This is a genomic window from Arthrobacter sp. JB02-1C, from assembly GCF_057748045.1.
The window spans coordinates 2,369,633-2,387,023 of record NZ_CM173235.1; the positions used below are offsets into that span (position 1 = coordinate 2,369,633).

The 17,391-nt window shown below is 68.7% G+C and carries 14 protein-coding genes and 2 tRNA genes; 12 read left to right on the top strand and 4 right to left on the bottom strand.

All coding sequences use genetic code 11. The annotated features are described in order from the left end of the window. Positions 1-38 precede the first annotated feature (38 nt). The 3 genes from AC3ANP_RS11160 to AC3ANP_RS11170 are packed head-to-tail and all read right to left on the bottom strand — an operon-like array spanning position 39 to position 2,566. Positions 39-893, bottom strand: a complete 855-nt coding sequence (locus AC3ANP_RS11160; protein ID WP_488330253.1) for a lysophospholipid acyltransferase family protein — start codon at positions 891-893, stop codon at positions 39-41. A gap of 1 nt (position 894) precedes the next feature. Continuing rightward, the gene (locus AC3ANP_RS11165; RefSeq protein ID WP_488333027.1) at positions 895-1,770 is read right to left on the bottom strand and encodes a DUF1295 domain-containing protein; all 876 of its coding nucleotides are present in this window, start codon (positions 1,768-1,770) and stop codon (positions 895-897) included. A 16-nt stretch (positions 1,771-1,786) separates the two neighbouring features. Beyond that, positions 1,787-2,566 carry an alpha/beta hydrolase gene (locus tag AC3ANP_RS11170; RefSeq protein ID WP_488330254.1) on the bottom strand — a complete coding sequence of 260 codons (780 nt, stop codon included), beginning with the start codon at positions 2,564-2,566 and terminating at the stop codon, positions 1,787-1,789. A gap of 256 nt (positions 2,567-2,822) precedes the next feature. Here AC3ANP_RS11170 and AC3ANP_RS11175 point away from each other — a divergent pair, with 256 nt between their 5' ends. From AC3ANP_RS11175 to AC3ANP_RS11205, 7 genes are all read left to right on the top strand, one after another. Then, positions 2,823-4,202 (top strand): FAD-binding oxidoreductase, encoded by a 1,380-nt coding sequence (locus AC3ANP_RS11175; protein WP_488330255.1) that lies wholly within the window; start codon positions 2,823-2,825, stop codon positions 4,200-4,202. A gap of 27 nt (positions 4,203-4,229) precedes the next feature. Further along, complete coding sequence (locus tag AC3ANP_RS11180) at positions 4,230-5,756, top strand: YibE/F family protein (protein ID WP_488330256.1); 1,527 nt, start codon at positions 4,230-4,232, stop codon at positions 5,754-5,756. Positions 5,757-5,845: 89 nt separating this feature from the next. Beyond that, positions 5,846-7,024, top strand: coding sequence for a tRNA dihydrouridine synthase DusB (gene dusB, locus AC3ANP_RS11185; RefSeq protein ID WP_488330257.1), 1,179 nt, complete (start codon positions 5,846-5,848; stop codon positions 7,022-7,024). Next, on the top strand, positions 7,017-8,306 hold the full coding sequence (locus AC3ANP_RS11190; protein ID WP_488330258.1) for a deoxyguanosinetriphosphate triphosphohydrolase: 1,290 nt from the start codon (positions 7,017-7,019) through the stop codon (positions 8,304-8,306). The genes dusB and AC3ANP_RS11190 overlap by 8 nt, the downstream gene beginning before the upstream one ends. 64 nt (positions 8,307-8,370) lie before the next feature. After that, on the top strand, positions 8,371-10,302 hold the full coding sequence (dnaG, locus tag AC3ANP_RS11195; protein WP_488330259.1) for a DNA primase: 1,932 nt from the start codon (positions 8,371-8,373) through the stop codon (positions 10,300-10,302). A gap of 79 nt (positions 10,303-10,381) precedes the next feature. Beyond that, positions 10,382-10,454 (top strand) — tRNA-Asn (locus tag AC3ANP_RS11200). Positions 10,455-10,566: 112 nt separating this feature from the next. Beyond that, positions 10,567-10,639: transfer RNA gene (locus tag AC3ANP_RS11205), tRNA-Asn, on the top strand. Positions 10,640-10,735: 96 nt separating this feature from the next. On the opposite strand, the gene AC3ANP_RS11210 is transcribed toward AC3ANP_RS11205, so the two are convergent. Next, positions 10,736-11,143: a hypothetical protein gene (locus AC3ANP_RS11210; RefSeq protein WP_488330260.1), complete on the bottom strand. Its 408-nt coding sequence runs from the start codon at positions 11,141-11,143 to the stop codon at positions 10,736-10,738. Between the two features lie 255 nt (positions 11,144-11,398). On the opposite strand from AC3ANP_RS11210, the gene AC3ANP_RS11215 reads away from it, so the two are divergent. The 5 genes from AC3ANP_RS11215 to AC3ANP_RS11235 all read left to right on the top strand — a co-directional run bounded on the left by AC3ANP_RS11215 (position 11,399) and on the right by AC3ANP_RS11235 (position 17,389). Continuing rightward, a complete protein-coding gene (locus AC3ANP_RS11215; RefSeq protein ID WP_488330261.1) occupies positions 11,399-12,106 on the top strand; it encodes an HD domain-containing protein in 708 nt (235 codons plus the stop codon). Between the two features lie 47 nt (positions 12,107-12,153). Further along, positions 12,154-12,954: an IclR family transcriptional regulator gene (locus AC3ANP_RS11220; protein WP_488330262.1), complete on the top strand. Its 801-nt coding sequence runs from the start codon at positions 12,154-12,156 to the stop codon at positions 12,952-12,954. 147 nt (positions 12,955-13,101) lie between these two features. Then, a complete protein-coding gene (locus AC3ANP_RS11225; RefSeq protein WP_488330263.1) occupies positions 13,102-14,379 on the top strand; it encodes a cytochrome P450 in 1,278 nt (425 codons plus the stop codon). 5 nt (positions 14,380-14,384) lie between these two features. Then, positions 14,385-15,440 (top strand): PEP/pyruvate-binding domain-containing protein, encoded by a 1,056-nt coding sequence (locus AC3ANP_RS11230; protein ID WP_488330264.1) that lies wholly within the window; start codon positions 14,385-14,387, stop codon positions 15,438-15,440. 65 nt (positions 15,441-15,505) lie between these two features. Continuing rightward, on the top strand, positions 15,506-17,389 hold the full coding sequence (locus AC3ANP_RS11235; RefSeq protein ID WP_488330265.1) for a PEP-utilizing enzyme: 1,884 nt from the start codon (positions 15,506-15,508) through the stop codon (positions 17,387-17,389). Positions 17,390-17,391 lie beyond the last annotated feature (2 nt).

The window sequence follows — 17,391 nt, forward strand, 5'->3', positions numbered from 1 at the left end:
CCCAAGGAGTGTAGTCAAGAGAACCGCGCGGGCGGGGCTTATCGGCGCCGGGCGCGTGCGCGCCGCCGACCCTCGGCCTCATCCAGCCGCCGCCGCTCGTCGTCGCCGGGCGCGCCGCCGCCCAGCACGGCGGGCATCCACCAGGCCCCCGCCGCCGGCCGGAGCGGGAAGTCGGCGATGCAGGCGTCGATGCCGCGCTGCAGGGCTTCCCGCAGCGCCACGGTGGCCTCGGCAGCGTCGACGCCGGGGCCCGGCGCGACCGGTTCCCCGACATGGATCCGCACCGGGGCCCGCCAGGCCCGCAGCGGGGAGAAGGCGTGGTGCCGGGTCATGATCCGGTGCGAACCCCAGACCGAGACCGGGATGAGCGGAACACCCGCCTCGGCGGCCATCCGGACCGCACCGGTCCGGCATTCGCGGACCCGGAAGCTGCGGCTCACCCCGGCCTCCGGCAGGACCCCGACATACTCGCCGGCGTGCAACTTCCGCACCGCAGCGTCATAGGCCTGGGAGCCGCCCTGATAGCCGACGACGACGTGCCCGGCGGCGCTGACGGCGGGACCGGCCAGCCAGTGGTCGGCCGCGGCCTGGGTGATCAGGAAGCGCAACTGGGCCCGGCTGTGCCGCCACAGCAGCAGCTCGGCGAAGGCGAAGTCCAGGTAGCCGAAGTGGGTGATGGCGATAACCGCGCCCGTGCCGGGGACCGGCCGCCGGGACGGGCCGGACACCGGCTGCTCCGGGCCCGTGGCGGCCGGTCCCGCCGGCAGGTGTTCGCATCCGGTGACGATGACCCGGACCCGGAACAGCGCCAGGAGCGCCTGCCCGGTCCGGACCAGCGCCCGGTAGAAACCGTCGCTGGTCCCGGGCCGCCAGGGGCGTCCAGCCGGCGGCACGTCAGTGTCCGTCGCCGTCGTGCTGCGGCTGTGACGCGTGGGCCGGCCGGTGCCCGTGGCGCGGCCTGCGGCGCGGCGGCCGGGGCAGGAAGCCCGACGTCGCCTCGATGTACTCCCTGTACCCGGGCCGGGCGGACATGGCCTTTTCGGTCAGCGGCTTGCCGGTCTTGCCGGCCAGGGTCCAGATCATCAGGGCGGGGGAGAGCACGGTGAGCACGCCGGGCCAGCTGTCCGCGGCGACCAGGAACAGCCCGGCCCAGACGGCGGCGTCGCCAAAGTAGTTCGGGTGCCGGGTGTAGCGCCACAGGCCGGTGTCCAGAACCGTGCCGCGCCGGGCAGGGTCCGCCTTGAACCGGGCCAGCTGCCAGTCGCCGACCGTCTCGAAGACGAAGCCGACCACCCACAGCAGCACGCCGGCCAGGGCCAGCCAGCCGAGGCCGCCGGTGCCGAACATGCCCACCTGGATGGTGAGGGAGACGAAGAACATCACGATTCCCTGCGGCAGGTAGACCCGGCGCAGGGCGTAGACGTTGCGGGAGCCCGGAGCCGGGGCGAGCATGTCCACGTAGCGCGGATCCTCGTGGCCGCCGCGGGCCCTGAGACCGATGTGCACGGCCAGCCGGATGCCCCAGACCGCCACCAGGACCAGCAGCAACAGCCGGCGGCCGGCGTCGCCATGGCCCGCTGACAGCAGCCAGGACACGGCCGCCGCCACCACGAAACCCAGGCCCCAGACGGTGTCGATCACCGAGTGCCGGCGCTGCCGCACGGCGACGGCGAAGGTGACGGCCAGCAGGGCAACGATCGCGAGCGCCGCCCAGGGCAGGCTGGCCAGGAACGCAGCGAGCGGGAAGGGACTGAGCGGGAAGTCCGGCATCACAGCACCACCTTCATCACAGCACCACCGGCAACGCGGCCGTGGCCGGCAGGACCTGGCGGAGCGTCGCGGTGCCGGGGAGGTCGATTCCGGTGCTCCGTCCAAACGCGTCGAGGATGAAGCCGTTGGCAAGCGCGTGCCACAGCCTGACCCGGCGGGCCATGAAATGGCCCGCCCCCTGCAGCGCGATGTAATCCATCGAACCGGCCACGCCCTCGGCGCGCCGGGCGTAGGCGAGGGAGTTTTTCGGGCTGGTCCACCGGTCCTCGCTGCCGTGCACGATCAGCACCCGCCGCCCGGTGACCCGCGCGGCCGGGGTGGCCCCGTCCAGCCAGGGGGCCAGGGCGACGACGGCCTCTACCTGCGGGTCGTCCGCAACGCAGAGCGCCGTCAGGCCGCCCATCGAATGGCCCAGCAGGTAAACCGGGACGTCCGGATGCTCCACGCTGATCTGGGACAGTGCCCAGCGCGCATCCTGGACCGGGGACATGTCCGGCCCGTTCCAGCCGCGGTACCGGTTCCGCAGGGTCCAGACGGCCAGGCCGTGCGGGCCGCCGGCGGCCCGCAGCGACTGGGCGAAAGGCAGCATCCGGGCCGGACTCAGGTGCCGGGCGCGGACCGCCTCGAAACTGTCCGCCCGGCCGCCGTGCAGCACCAGGGCCACGCCGCGGGTGGTCCCTGCGGCGTCGGCAATGCTCAGCTCGGCGCGGGCTGCCGTGTCCCGTCCCGAGGTCCCGGGCTCCCGGTCGTCGGTCTTGCGTCTGGCCACCGTTGTGTCCTCCAGATCGTTCCTCATGTCCCACTTTAGGACCGGCTCACGCCGCGTACCACCGGCTATTCGGCGCAGCGCGCGGCGGGGATGGGTCGGCGGCGCGGATCCGTGCGGGTCCGGGACCGGGGCCCGCGGGGGCTCCCGCAATACGTTGTCCGGACCCCTTGACCCGGCCGGGTCAAAGGAGTATGGCTGGTGCTCGTAGACCACCGGGCGCCATGCCGGCTGGGAGCACACCATCGTCCGGTCGGAAGATTCGACGAAATCGACGGTGTAGGAAATGAACGGAACATTTGAGGCCTTGCGGGGGCACGTCCGCGGGCAGATCTCCATGCCCGGCGACGGCGACTATGACGCTGCCCGGGCCGTGCACAACGGCATGATCGACAAGAAGCCGGCGGCCGTGGTGCGGGTCAGCCAGGTGGCCGACGTCATTGCGTGCGTCAACTCCGCACGGGATAACGGCCTGGACCTGGCCATCCGCGGGGGAGGGCACAGCGCCCCGGGATTCGGAACCTGGGACAACGCGCTGGTCATCGACTTTGCCAACACGACCGGCGTCCGGGTGGACCCGGCCAAGGGCACGGCACGTGCCGAAGCCGGCGCAACCTGGGCCGATTTCAACCACGCCACCCACGCCTTCGGCCTCGCGACCACCGGCGGCATCGTCGGCACCACCGGAGTGGCCGGGCTGACCCTCGGCGGAGGCATCGGCTACCTGGACCGGAAATACGGGCTCAGCTGCGACAACCTCCTCTCGGCCGACGTCGTCACGGCGGACGGAAAATTCCTGACGGCCAGCGCCAGCGAGAACGATGACCTTTTCTGGGCGCTGCGCGGCGGCGGCGGGAACTTCGGCGTCGTGACCTCACTGGAATTCCAACTGCATCCAGTGGACATGGTCCATGCCGGCATCCTGATCTACCCGCTCGAGCAGGCGGACTCCGTGGCCAGGTTCTACCGCGAATACCTGGCGACGGCTCCGGAAGAATTCGGCGCGTTCCTGGGCTTCGCGCTGGGACCGCCGGTGCCGTTCCTGCCACCCGAGTGGCACGGCAAGCCGGTGTGCGTCGTGGTCGGCATGTGGACCGGGGACCAAGCGGAGGGGCCGGCCCGCTGGCAGCCGTTCCTCGACGCCGCACCCGTGGCCGGATCCATGGTGGGCCCGATGCCCTACCCCGCCCTGAACCAGGCGTTCGACGCCATGCTGCCCAAGGGACTGCGCGGCTATTGGAAGGCCGATTTCATGCAGGAGCTTTCCGACGGCGCCATCGATGTGCACATCCAGCACGCGACCTCCATTCCCACCATTCCGACCGCAATCCACCTGTACCCGATTGACGGCGCGGTCCAACGGATCGGTGCAACGGAGACCGCCTTCGCGAACCGCAACGTGAAGTTCGCCCCGGTGATCGCCACCTTCTGGGAGGACCCGGCGGACGACGCCGCGAATGTTGCCTGGGCCCGGGAATATGCCCAGGCGCTGCGTCCGTTTTCTGCCCCGGGCGGCTACATCAACTTCATGGACGGCGATGACCTGCCCCGGGTGGCGGAAAACTACGGGGCCAACTACCAGCGGCTGCGGGAGGTGAAAGCCAAATACGATCCGCAGAACCTCTTCCACATCAACCAGAACATCACGCCGGGCCGCACCCCGTAGAGTTTTCGGCATGAGGTTGAACTGCTGATGGGCGCCGGACATTCACATCCCCCGCAGGGGCAAACGCCGCCGACGCCCCGGGCGCTCGCCGCCCGCCGGAAAGCCAACCTGATCCTGGCCGCGGTCCTGGTTCCCCTGACGCTGCTGACCATTGCCGCGATGGTGCTGCTGTGGCCCTCGGGAAGCAAGGAGGGCCTCAAGCTGGCGAGCCCGTATGCGGCCGCGCCAGGCGTCACCTTCGACACCGGAAAGATCCAGCGCGTCGTCGTCGCCAACTGCATGGACGGCCAGCCCGGCGCGCCTGCCGGCCAGCCCGGCGCGCCTGCCGGCCAGCCCGGCGCGCCTGCCGGCCCGTCCCAGCCTGCCGCGCCTGCGCAGCAGGGCCCGGATGCCGGCGGCGGCGCCGGACAAGGGTCGCAATGCACGTTCGCGTACACCGAACCGGACGCCGGCGGGAACCCGGTCAAGGTAGTGATCAACCCCGATGTTGCAAAATCCCACGGGGTCAAAGTCGGCGACAACATCCGCTATCTGAACCTGTCAAAAGTGCAGAGCGCCGGCTCGCAGGGAACGCCAGCGTACGTCTTTGTCGACTTTGTCCGGACGCTCCCGATCATCCTGCTTGCGGTGCTGTACGCCGTCGTGGTCATTGCCGTGGCGCGCTGGCGCGGGCTGCGCGCCCTGATCGGGCTGATCGGCGCCTACGCCGTCCTCGTCACCTTCATGCTGCCGGGCCTGGTCGAAGGCAAACCGCCGCTGCTGCTGGCCCTGGTCAGCTCGACGGTGATCATGATCGGCGTGCTGTACTTCGCCCACGGCTTCACCGCCCGGACGTCGACGGCGCTGCTGGGCACCATGTTCGGCCTGGGCATTACGGCCGGGCTCGCGGCCTGGGCCACCGATGCGGCGAACCTGGCCGGCGTGGGAAACCACGACGCCGCCACCCTCACCAGCGTCTCGGACCACATCTCCATCTCGGGAATCATCCTGTGCGGGCTCATCATTTCCGGGCTCGGCGCGCTCAACGATGTCACGATCACCCAGTCCTCCGCGGTGTGGGAACTCTGGGAGCTGGCGCCGGGAACGTCCGCACGGAAGCTGTTCACCTCGGCCATGCGGATCGGCCGGGACCACATCGCCTCCACCGTCTACACCATCGCCTTCGCCTACGCCGGGGCCGCGCTGCCCGTCCTGATCATCGTGATGCTCTACGAACGGCCGCTGGGCGACGCGCTGACCAGCGCCGAGCTCTCCGAGGAAGTCATCCGCACCCTGGTCGGCTCCATCGGCCTGGTCCTGGCCATCCCGGTCACCACCCTGCTCGCCGTGCTGGTGGTCAAGGCCACCGCACTCAAGGCCGCCGGTCCTGCCGGGGACGACGGCGATTTGGACGCCGCAGTCCCGACGGCTGCCGGCCTGGCCGGCGGGCAGCCCGGCCCCGGCGGCCCGACCACCCGGCAGGGCAACGCCGACGGCGACAGGGACCAGGGCAACGCCGAGGGCGGCCCGGCGGGGGAGCGCCGCCGCGGACGGCGGGCCGCACTGCCAGGCTGAGGGACTCCCGGCCGCCGTCGGACGCGCCGCGATGTCCACATAGCCGGCCCGGGACCCGTCGATTTGCCCGGCTTTGAGACAATGAACGGGTGACTGTTGTAGCAACGCCCCCCGCCCCGAAGCTGGACCTCCCGCCCCTGCGGCTTGGCCCCCTCACAGTGGACACCCCCGTGATCCTGGCTCCGATGGCGGGCATTACCAACTCGGCCTTCCGCAGGCTCTGCCGCGAATACGGCGGCGGGCTGTACGTCGCCGAGATGGTCACCTCCCGGGCCCTCGTGGAGCGCACACCCGAGTCGCTGCGGATCATCTCGCATGACGAGGACGAAAAGGTCCGGTCCGTCCAGCTTTACGGGGTGGACCCGGTGACCGTCGGAAGCGCGGTACGGATGCTGGTCGAAGAGGACCGCGCGGACCACATCGACCTTAACTTCGGCTGCCCGGTGCCCAAGGTGACCCGGAGGGGCGGCGGTTCCGCACTGCCCTGGAAGATCGATCTGTTCACCTCGATCGTCCAGGCCGCGGTCAAGGAAGCATCCGCGGGCAACATCCCGCTGACCATCAAGATGCGCAAGGGCATTGACGAGGACCACCTCACCTACCTCGACGCCGGCCGGATCGCGCGTGACTCCGGCGTCGCGGCCGTCGCCCTGCACGGCCGCACCGCCGCCCAGTTCTACTCCGGCAAGGCCGACTGGTCCGCCATCGCCCGGCTCCGCGAGGCCCTGCCGGACATCCCGGTGCTGGGCAACGGCGACATCTGGTCCGCCGAAGACGCCGTGCGGATGGTCCGCGAAACCGGCGTGGACGGCGTAGTGGTAGGCCGCGGCTGCCAGGGGCGGCCCTGGCTCTTCGGCGACCTGATGGCTGCCTTCGAAGGCAGCGAAAAGCGGTTCACCCCGGCGCTGCGCCAGGTCGCCGAAAGCATCTACCGCCACGCCGAACTCATGGTCGAGACCTTCGGCGACGAAGGCAAGGCACTGCGGGAGATCCGCAAGCACATGGCCTGGTACCTCAAGGGCTACGTCGTTGGCAGCGAACTGCGCAACCGGCTGGCACTCGTGACGAGCCTCGAGGTGCTCCGCGGCACCCTCGACGAACTGGACCTCGACTCGCCCTACCCCGGCGCCGACGCCGAGGGCCCGCGCGGACGCGCAGGATCGCCCAAGAAACCCGCCCTGCCCAAGGACTGGCTGGATTCCCGCGCGCTGAACGAGGCACAGTCCCAGGACATCTCGGCCGCCGAACTGGACGTTTCCGGTGGCTGAGACCAGGACGTCGGCGCCGGTGATCGACGGCTACGTGGACCGGGACTGCGCCCGCTGGGTGGAGGAGCCGCCCAAGAGCACCTACCGGTCCGACTTCGAGCGCGACCGCGCCCGCGTCCTGCACTCCTCCGCGCTGCGCCGGCTCGGTGCCAAGACCCAGGTGGTCGCCCCGGACACCGACGACTTCGTCCGCACCCGGCTGACGCACAGCCTGGAAGTGGCGCAGGTGGGCCGCGAGCTGGGCCGGGCCCTGGGCTGCGACCCGGACGTCGTGGACACGGCCTGCCTCAGCCACGACCTGGGCCACCCGCCCTTCGGCCACAACGGTGAGTCGGCCCTCAACGAGGTGGCGCACGCGATCGGCGGCTTCGAGGGAAACGCCCAGACCCTGCGCCTGCTGACCCGGCTGGAGCCCAAGGTCCTGGCCCCGGACGGCCGGCCCGCCGGGCTCAACCTGACCCGCGCCAGCCTCGACGCGGCGGCAAAGTACCCGTGGTCGGCGGAGAACGCGCCCGTGATCCATGGCCAGCGGACCAGCAAGTTCGGCGCCTACGAGGATGACCTGCCCATTTTTGACTGGATCCGGGAAGGTGCTCCGGAACGCCGGCCGTGCCTCGAAGCCCAGGTCATGGACCTGGCGGATGACATCTCCTACTCCGTGCACGACGTCGAGGACGCGATTGTCGCGGGCCACTTCCAGCTCCGCTGGATGGACAACCCGGACCACCGGGCCCGGGTGGTGGGCTACGCCAAGCAGTGGTACCTGCCGCACAATGACCCGGTGGCCATCGATGCGGCGCTGGCCCGGCTGGAAGCCACCCCGGTCTGGGTCCGCGAGGCCGACGGCAGCCGGAAGTCCATGGCCGCGTTGAAGGACATGACCAGCCAGCTCATCGGCCGGTTCTGCCAAAGCGCCCTGGAGACCACCCGCGCCGTCTACGGCCCGGAGAACCTGACCCGCTACAACGCCGAACTGATCGTCCCGGACGAGACGGTCATGGAAATCGCCGTGATGAAGGGCCTGGCCACCACGTTCGTGATGACCACCGAACACCGGCAACCCATCTACGAACGGCAGCGCGAAGTCCTGCATGCCCTCGTGACCGCGCTCAGCGCGGCGGGCGACCGGCACCTGGAGCCGATGTTCGCCGCCGACTGGCGCGCCGCGGCGGACGACGGCGCCCGGCTGCGGGTCGTGATCGACCAGGTCGCCTCGCTCACCGACGGGTCGGCTCTGGCGATGTACGAACGGCTCGTCGGCAGCCTGCCGTCGCTGTGGTGACGGCGCTGGTGACGGGTGCCATAGGCCGCCGCCCGCTGCCCGGACCGGGTACTAGGATGGCACCGTGGCCGGCCTGATCAAACGCGAAGACATCGACGAGGTCCGTCAGCGCACCGACCTCAAGGAGGTCGTGGACGGCTACGTCACCCTCAAAGGCGCCGGGCTGGGCTCGTTCAAGGGCCTCTGCCCCTTCCACGACGAGCGCTCGCCGTCCTTCACCGTGCGTCCCCAGGTCGGCCGCTACCACTGCTTCGGCTGCGGCGAAGACGGCGATGTCATCTCCTTCGTGCAGAAACTCGACCACACCTCCTTCCACGAGGCGGTGGAAAAGCTCGCCGCGCGGATCGGGTACGAGCTGCGCTATGAGGACGGCGGTTCCGGTCCCAACCGGGAAGAGATCGGCCGCCGCCAACGGTTGCTCGACGCACACAAAATTGCAGACGAATTCTTCCGCGCCCAGCTGCTGACCCCCGGCGCCACCGAAGGCCGGAACTTCCTCTACGAGCGCGGCTTCGACCGGGCCGCCTCGGAATTGTTCGGCGTCGGCTACGCCCCGCAAGGCTGGGACTCGCTGCTCAAGCACCTCCGCGGCCGCGGCTATACCGACGCCGAGCTCAAACTCACGGGGATGTTCTCGGAAGGCTCCCGGGGGATTTACGACCGCTTCCGCGGCCGGCTGGTCTGGCCGATCCGGGACATCGCCGGCGACACCATCGGCTTCGGCGCCCGCAAGCTCTATGAGGACGACCAAGGCCCCAAATACCTCAACACCCCCGAGACCGTGCTCTACAAGAAGTCACAGGTCCTCTACGGAATCGACCTGGCCAAACGGAACATCGCCAAGGAACGGCAACTGGTCGTGGTCGAAGGCTACACCGACGTGATGGCCTGCCACCTGGCCGGGATCCAGACGGCGGTGGCCACCTGCGGTACGGCCTTCGGCTCAGAGCACGTCAAGGTTGCCCGCCGGCTGCTCTCCGACGACGGCAGCGGGGGAGAAGTGATCTTCACTTTCGACGGCGACGCCGCAGGCCAGAAGGCGGCCCTGCGCGCCTTCGAGGAAGACCAGCGCTTCGTGGCCCAGACCTACGTCGCGGTGGAACCGGGCGGCTCCGACCCGTGCGAGCTCCGCCAGACGAAGGGCGACTCGGCCGTGCGGGACCTGATCGGCAGCCGCCGTCCACTGTTCGAATTCGCGATCCGCGCCACGCTGCGGCGGCACAACCTGGACACGGTGGAGGGCAGGATCGCGGCGCTGCGCGAATCGGCTCCCGTCGTGGCCCAGATCCGCGACGCCGCCATCCGGCCCGGGTACGCCCGCGAACTGGCCGGCTGGCTGGGCATGCCGGTTGAGGAAGTCAGCCGCGCCGTCGGCGTGGCCATGAAGCGGGGGAATGCAGGCATGCCGGCAGGCAACGGGAACTCGCGCAACGGCGGCCGGCCGGCGGCGGGGAACGCAGCCCGGCCCGGCGGGCCCGGCGTGGCTGCCGGACCGGCGTCGGGGGCTGTCCCTTCCTACCAGCGCCCGGACCCGCGGGACCCGGTGGCGTCGATGGAGCGGCAGGCGCTCGAGGTGGCGCTGCAGGAGCCCGCCCTCCTGGCCGGCGGCATCTGGGAACGCTTCTCCGGCACGCGGTTCACCACGCCCGCCTTTCAGGCCGTCCACGATGCCATGCGGGCCTCGGGGCCCGGACTGCTGGGAGAACCGGCGCGCTGGGTGGGGCAGGTCATGGAGGAAATTCCCGAACCGCTGAGGCCGCTGGTCTCCGAGCTATCCGTGGTGCCGCTTCCTGCCAGCACCGCCGAGGGAGTCCAGAAATATGGCAGGGGAATTCTGCGGGCGCTTTTCGAACTGCAGATCACGCGGGTCAAAGCGGACAAGATGGGCCAGTTGCAGCGGCTCGACCCCGCTTCCGAGCACGAACGGATCCAGCAGTTGCAGCGGGAACTCATGATGCTGGAAATGGATCGCCGCGCCCTGCGCTCGGACGCCTGAGCGGCAGGTTTCCGCGGCCCGGTTTCACTACCGGTTTCGCTTCCAGCCGGGGTCTTTGCTAAGCTAATATCCGCTTCATTCCTCCTTAGCTCAATTGGCAGAGCATTCGACTGTTAATCGAAGGGTTGCTGGTTCAAGTCCAGCAGGAGGAGCGCGCAGTCCCCGTTCCGGTTTCGGAACGGGGACTTTTTCTATACCCACAGGGGGTATTGGCCGCCGATTTCCGCATCGGTGAAACCTTTGCTAATGTCATACCTGCTTCCTTCCTCCTTAGCTCAATTGGCAGAGCATTCGACTGTTAATCGAAGGGTTGCTGGTTCAAGTCCAGCAGGAGGAGCAGACGGGCCCCGCAGCCGGTGAACAACCGCTGCGGGGCCCTTTTTCGTCTCCAGGTTTAAGCGACGGTTCCCGGCCCCAACTCCCGCAGCGGGACCTAGACGAAGAACATCTCAACCTGCAGGAACCGCTCCGCCTCGGCAACCGCGCCCTGGAAAGCCTCGTCTTCGGTGGGCGACTGCCGCGGTTCCCGGGGGTGCCACTCGTGCGGTGAGGAATGGACCCGGGTAAAGCCGCCGCGGGGCGGGGCATAAAAGATGGCGAAGCGCTGGACCGGCCACTCGCGGGACGTCTCGGGCGCCACCAGCAGGGCCGAATCGTAGGCGGGGTTGTACCACTGCGCGATCGGCCGGCGGCGATCTTCGGTGAACAGGCCGGCGGCGTAGAGCGCTGCCGACTGCGGGCTGGTCTGGGAGCACAACCGCTCCCACCACAGGGGCAGAATGCCGTCGTCGCACCGCTGCCACGTGGCCGGGAGGGGAGGGGGGTCCTGCCAGTCGGGCACACAACAACTTTATCGCCCGCCGTTGGCCGCGAACAGGGTGGCAGTCCGGGGGTGGCAGCCCGAGGTGGCAGCCCGGGGGTGGCAGCCCGGGGTGGGCACGGACATGCTCCCCGTTCCGGCTGGCCGCTGGGCATGGTGCCAGTATGTCCATTCGTGGCGGCAGGCACTGGGCATGTCCCGCGGAATTCCCAGCCCAATTCCGGTCAGCGGAAGGTTGCCCTTGCCCGGGCGGGCTCCGGGGGAGATGTTGGAGCCATGACGAAGATGAGGGCCGCCGCCAACCACCACGGGCGGGACGTCGCCGCGAGCATCGAGGCGGACCCGGAAGGGGTCATCGCACTGTCCCCCCAGCTTGCCGCGATCTGGGACCGCGCGGCCCCCTATCTGCGGGTGCGGGACAACGATGCCCACACGCTCTACGCCCTGGGACTGGCCCAGGCCCTGTTGGACGCGCACCCCGGGGCCGACCCCGCCGTGGTCCTCCCGGCCATCATGCTGCATGACGTGGGCTGGTCGCAGGTTCCGTCGGAGGAGGTGCTGCAGGCCATCGCCCCTGGCGGCGGCAGACCCGACCTGGTGCTGCTGCATGAGAAGGAGGGGGCCCGGCTGGCGGCCCAAATCCTCGCGGACAGCCAGTACGATCCCGGGAAGTTCCCGGCCATTCTGGAGATCATCGACGGGCACGACAGCCGGCGCGAAGCCCTCTCCATCGAAGACGCGATCGTCAAGGATGCGGATAAGACCTGGCGGCTCAGCCCGCACGGCATCGACACGGTGATGGACTGGTTCGGGCTCGACCGCGCACAGGCCCTGCGGCTGTGCAGCCAGCGCGTCCACGGGCACCTGTTCACCGCCGAGGCCCGCACCATGGCGAGGGCGCTGTCCGCCCTGGAATCGGTAACCCTGTGGCCGCAGCGGCAACGACTGCTCGACGCAGCAACCGGCCCGGCCGCTCCGGTCTAGACTCGATTCCGGACGCCGCTGGGCGCCAAGGAATCCAGGAGGTCAGCATGGCCGGCGGCAGCCGCGAACCCGGACGCACCGTGACGTCCAAGGTCCTGGCCATCCTGGAGGCATTTGAGAAGTCCCGCGGCGCGTTGAGCCTGACGGACATTGCCGGGAAATCCGGGCTCCCGTTGAGCACCGCGCACCGGCTGGTGAACGAGCTGACGGACTGGGGCTTCCTCTCGCGGGAACCCAACGGGCGGTACCAACTCGGCATCCGGCTGTGGGAACTCGCCCAGAACACCGGACGGCAGCTTCGCGACGCCGCCCGTCCCTTTGTCCAGGACCTGTTCTCGCTGACGGGCGAGACCGCGCACCTGGCCGTCCGCGCCGGCCATGAAGTGCTCTACATCGACAGGGTCTACGGTTCCAAACGGGTGCCCAGGGCCTCCCGCGTGGGAGGCCGGCTCCCCATGCACGCCACCGCCGTCGGCAAAGTCATCCTGGCGTTCGAAGAGGGCTGGGTCCGGGACGCCTACCTGCAGCGGGAACTGGAACGGCCCACAGCCCACACCCACGTTGACCCGCGGCGGTTCGCCGCGGAACTGGACCAGATCCGCGAGCAGGGCTACGCCACCACGCTGGAGGAAGTCCGCCTGGGCTCGTGTTCGATCGCCGTCCCGGTCTTCCACACGGGCAGGATCGGGGCCGCGATCGGCCTGGTGCTGCCCACCTCCCAGGCGTCCACCATGACCAGGCACCTTCCGGTCCTGAAGGGAATATCGGCGCAGATCGAACGCGCCACGGCCCGGATCCCGCTGGAAACGCTGATCGGCGTCCACCGGGGAGCCCTTCCGACGGGGTAGGCCGACGCCGCTCTTCCGGGGACCGATATTGGTTTCCACTGAGCGGAAGCCCGGACTGGGCTTGGCTGGTGATCTGGACCACACTGGAGACCACGAACCCCCGGCGCCTGACGGCAGCGGGCGGAGCCAATTTTCCTAGGAGTTCCCATGTCATCGTCGACTGAAACGGCCGGCCGCTGTCCCTTCGGCCACGGCGCCGAAGCCCCCGCCGGGCACCACGGCTATGAGCCGTTCCAGATGAAGGACCCTTTCGGCGCGTACGCCGAGCTCCGGGCCGAGCAGCCGGTCATGTTTGACGAGCGGACGGGCCTCTACGTCGTCTCGCGTTATGAGGACATCAAGGCAGTGTTCGAAGACTGGGAGACCTTCTCGAGCGAAAACGCCCAGGCGCCGGTCCGCGAACGCGGCGCCGCGGCCAGGAAAATCATGGACGACGGCGGGTTCACCGCCTACTCGGGTCTATCCGCGCGCATCCCCCCGGAGCACACCCGCATCCGCGCGATCGTCCAGAAGGCCTTCACCCCCCGCCGCTACAAGGCGCTTGAGCCGTTCATCCGGCAGAACGTCGTCGGGCTGGTCGAGAAGATGCTGGCACGCCCGGAACACCGCGGCGACATGGTCAAGGACCTCGCCTATGACGTCCCCACCATCACCATCCTCACGCTCATCGGAGCCGACGTCGCCAAGGTCGATACCTTCAAACGCTGGAGCGATTCCCGCGCGGCCATGACCTGGGGCGACCTCAGCGACGAGGAGCAGATTCCGCACGCCCGCAACCTCGTGGAGTACTGGCAGGAGTGCCTGCGCCTGGTGAAGGAGGCCCACGACAACGGCGGCGACAACCTCACCGCGGACCTGGTGAAGGCGCAGCAGGAAGGCGCCGAGATCTCCGACCACGAGATCGCCTCCGTGCTCTACAGTCTGCTCTTCGCCGGCCACGAGACCACCACCACGCTGATCTCCAACGCGCTGCGCGAGCTCCTGGCCCGGCCCGAGCAGTGGAAGCAGGTCGTGGCGGACCCCAAAAAGATCCCCGCCGCCGTCGACGAGGTCCTGCGCTACGCCGGCTCGATCGTGGGCTGGCGGCGCAAGGCGCTGAAGGACACGGAAGTGGCCGGCGTCGCGATCGAGAAGGGTTCCCAGCTGCTGCTCCTGATGGGCTCCGCCAACCGCGACGAGAACAAGTTCGACGCCGGCGAAGACTTCGATATCAGCCGGCCCAACGCCCGCGAGCACCTCTCCTTCGGGTTCGGCATCCACTACTGCCTGGGCAACATGCTCGCAAAACTCCAGGCAAAAATCGCGCTCGAGGAAGTCGCCCGGCTCGCCCCGGAACTGCAGCTGGAGGATCCGGAGGGCATCACCTTCCGGGAGAACCTGTCCTTCCGCGTCCCCGAGACCGTTCCCGTCAGCTGGAAGGCCTGAGAATTATGCACAGCAACGAATACATCCAGTTTTTCGACGGCGGCATGGAGCCGAAGCTCGAAAACCTCGGCGGGAAGGGCGCTTCGCTGGTCACCATGACCTCCGCCGGCATGCCCGTCCCGCCCGGCTTCGTGGTGACCACCGCCCAGTTCGACGCCTTCATGGCGGAAGCCGGGATCACCAAGCACATCCATCAGCTCCTGGCCGATCTGGATTCCGAGGACATGGCGCAGGTGGACAAGGTCTCCGCCGCCATCCGCGAGGACATTTGCTCCCGTCCCGTCCCGCAGGCCATGCGTGAACTCACGATCAGCGCCTATGAATCCCTGATGTCCCGCTTCGAGGCCCCGGTCCCGGTGGCCGTGCGGTCCAGCGCCACCGCCGAGGACCTGCCGGACGCCTCCTTCGCCGGCCAGCAGGACACCTACCTCTGGCTCGACGGCGTCAAGGCCGTCACCGACCACATCCGGCAATGCTGGGCCTCGCTCTTCACCTCCCGGGCCATCGTCTACCGGCTCAAGAACAACATCCCCAACGAGGGCCTCTCGATGGCGGTCGTGGTGCAGAAAATGGTCAACGCCCGGGTCTCCGGCGTCGCCATCACCATGGATCCCACCAACGGCGACCGCTCCAAAATCACCATCGACTCCTCCTACGGGGTGGGGGAGATGGTGGTCTCCGGGCAGGTCACCCCGGATAACATCATGCTGGACAAGGTGACCCTGGCCGTGATCACCGACCACCTCGGCGACAAGCACGCCGAACTCGTCCCAGACGCCGCCGCCGGCCGCCTCGTCGAACGCGAGGTCGACGCCGAACGCCGCGGCCGGCGCAGCCTCACCGATTCCGAACTCACCGCCGTCGCCCAGATGGCCAAGCGCGCCGAGAAACACTACAAGTGCCCGCAGGACATCGAATGGGCCCTCGACGCGGACCTGCCCGACGGCGAGAACCTGCTCCTGCTGCAGTCCCGCCCGGAAACGGTGCACTCCTCCAAGGCCGCTGTGCCGTCCGCCGTCGCCGGCGGAGGCTACTTCAGCGGACTCAGCCCCGCCAGCTAATCCAGCAAGTTTTGACCCGCTCCATACACCAGGCTCAACGCCGAGCCCGTATTGAAAGGACCGCCATGTCCCTGAAGTCCTTCCCCAAGCCTTCCGAGCTTCCGGTACCCGCCGGCGCCGAGGGCTGGGAAAAGATCTACCCGTACTATCTGGTCTTCCAGGACAAGCTCAAGGAGCAGGAGGACGCCAAGTTCTGGTTCTGCGACAGCCAGCACTGGCCCACCGTGTTCAAGCCCTTCGAGACGATCGGCGGAGAATTCGCGGTCAAGTGCCTGGGCCAGTACAACGCCCGGCACCTGATGATCCCCAACGCCAACGGCATCGAGTTCCGGGTCCACCTCGGCTACCTGTACATGTCGCCCATCCCGGTCCCCGAGGACCAGATCGCCGCCCGCGTCCCCTTGTTCGAACAGCGCGTGGGCCATTATTTCCAGAACTGGGAGCAGTTGCTCAAGGACTGGCACGTCAAGGTCAAGGGCACCATCGACGAGATGGAAACCATTTCCTTCCCCAGGCTCCCTGATGTGGTCCCGATGGAGGACATCACCTCCGGCAAGGGCAAGGACGGCTCCGAGAAGCTCCTGGAAAGCTACGACCGGCTGATCCAGCTGGCCTACCAGAACTGGCAGTACCACTTCGAGTTCCTGAACCTCGGCTACATCGCCTACCTGGACTTCTTCAACTTCTGCAAGCAGGTCTTCCCCAACATCCCTGACCAGTCCATCGCCACCATGGTGCAGGGCGTGGACATGGAGCTCTTCCGCCCGGATGACGAGCTAAAGCAGCTCGCCAAGCTGGCCGTGGAGCTGAAGCTGCAGCCGCATTTCAGCAACACCGACGACGTCGAGGCCACCCTGGGTGCCATCGCTGCCGCCCCGGGCGGGGACCGCTGGCTGGCCCAGTACGACGGTGCCAAGGACCCGTGGTTCAACTTCACCGTGGGCAACGGCTTCTACGGCCACGACAAATACTGGAACGAGCACCAGGAAATTCCGCTGGGCTACATCGCCGACTACATCCGGCGGGTTGATGCCGGCCAGGACATCATGCGGCCGGTGGAGGCGCTGATTGCCGAGCGCGACCGCATCATCGAGGAATACCGGGACCTGCTGGAAGGCGAAAACCAGGCGCTCTTCGACGCCAAGCGGGGGCTCGCCGCCACCGCCTACCCGTACGTGGAAAACCACAACTTCTACATCGAGCACTGGACCATGGGCGTCTTCTGGCGCAAGATCCGTGAACTGTCCCGGATGATGCAGGCCGAAGGCTTCTGGACCGAACCGGACGACCTGCTGTACCTGGGCCGCAACGAGGTCCGCGACGCACTGTTCGACCTCGTCACCGGCTGGGGTGTCGGCGCCAAGCCGATCGGTCCGGACTACTGGCCGGAGGAGATCGAGCGGCGCCGCGGGATCGTGGACGCGCTCAAGACCGCGCGGCCGGCGCCGGCGCTGAACACGCCGCCGGAAATCATCACCGAACCCTTTACCCGGATGCTCTGGGGCATCACCACCGAGCAGGTCCAGCAGTGGCTGGGTGCCGGCGAGGAGGTTGAAGGCGGCGGCCTGCGCGGCATGGCGGCCTCGCCCGGCGTCGTTGAAGGCCTGGCCCGGGTGATCACCGATGCGGACCAGCTCTCCGAGGTCCAGCAAGGCGAGATCCTCGTGGCCACGGTGACCGCCCCGTCCTGGGGCCCGATCTTCGGCAAGATCAAGGCCACCGTCACGGACATCGGCGGGATGATGAGCCACGCCGCGATCGTGTGCCGCGAATACGGCCTCCCGGCCGTGACCGGAACCGGCTCGGGGTCCACCACGATCAAGACCGGCCAGCGGCTGCGGGTGGACGGCACCAAGGGCACGGTCCAGATCCTCGACGACGAGCCCGAGCTGCAGGTCGCGGGGCCGGGGGCCCACAGTCACAGTGCCCACAGCCACAGCCATGTCTGATC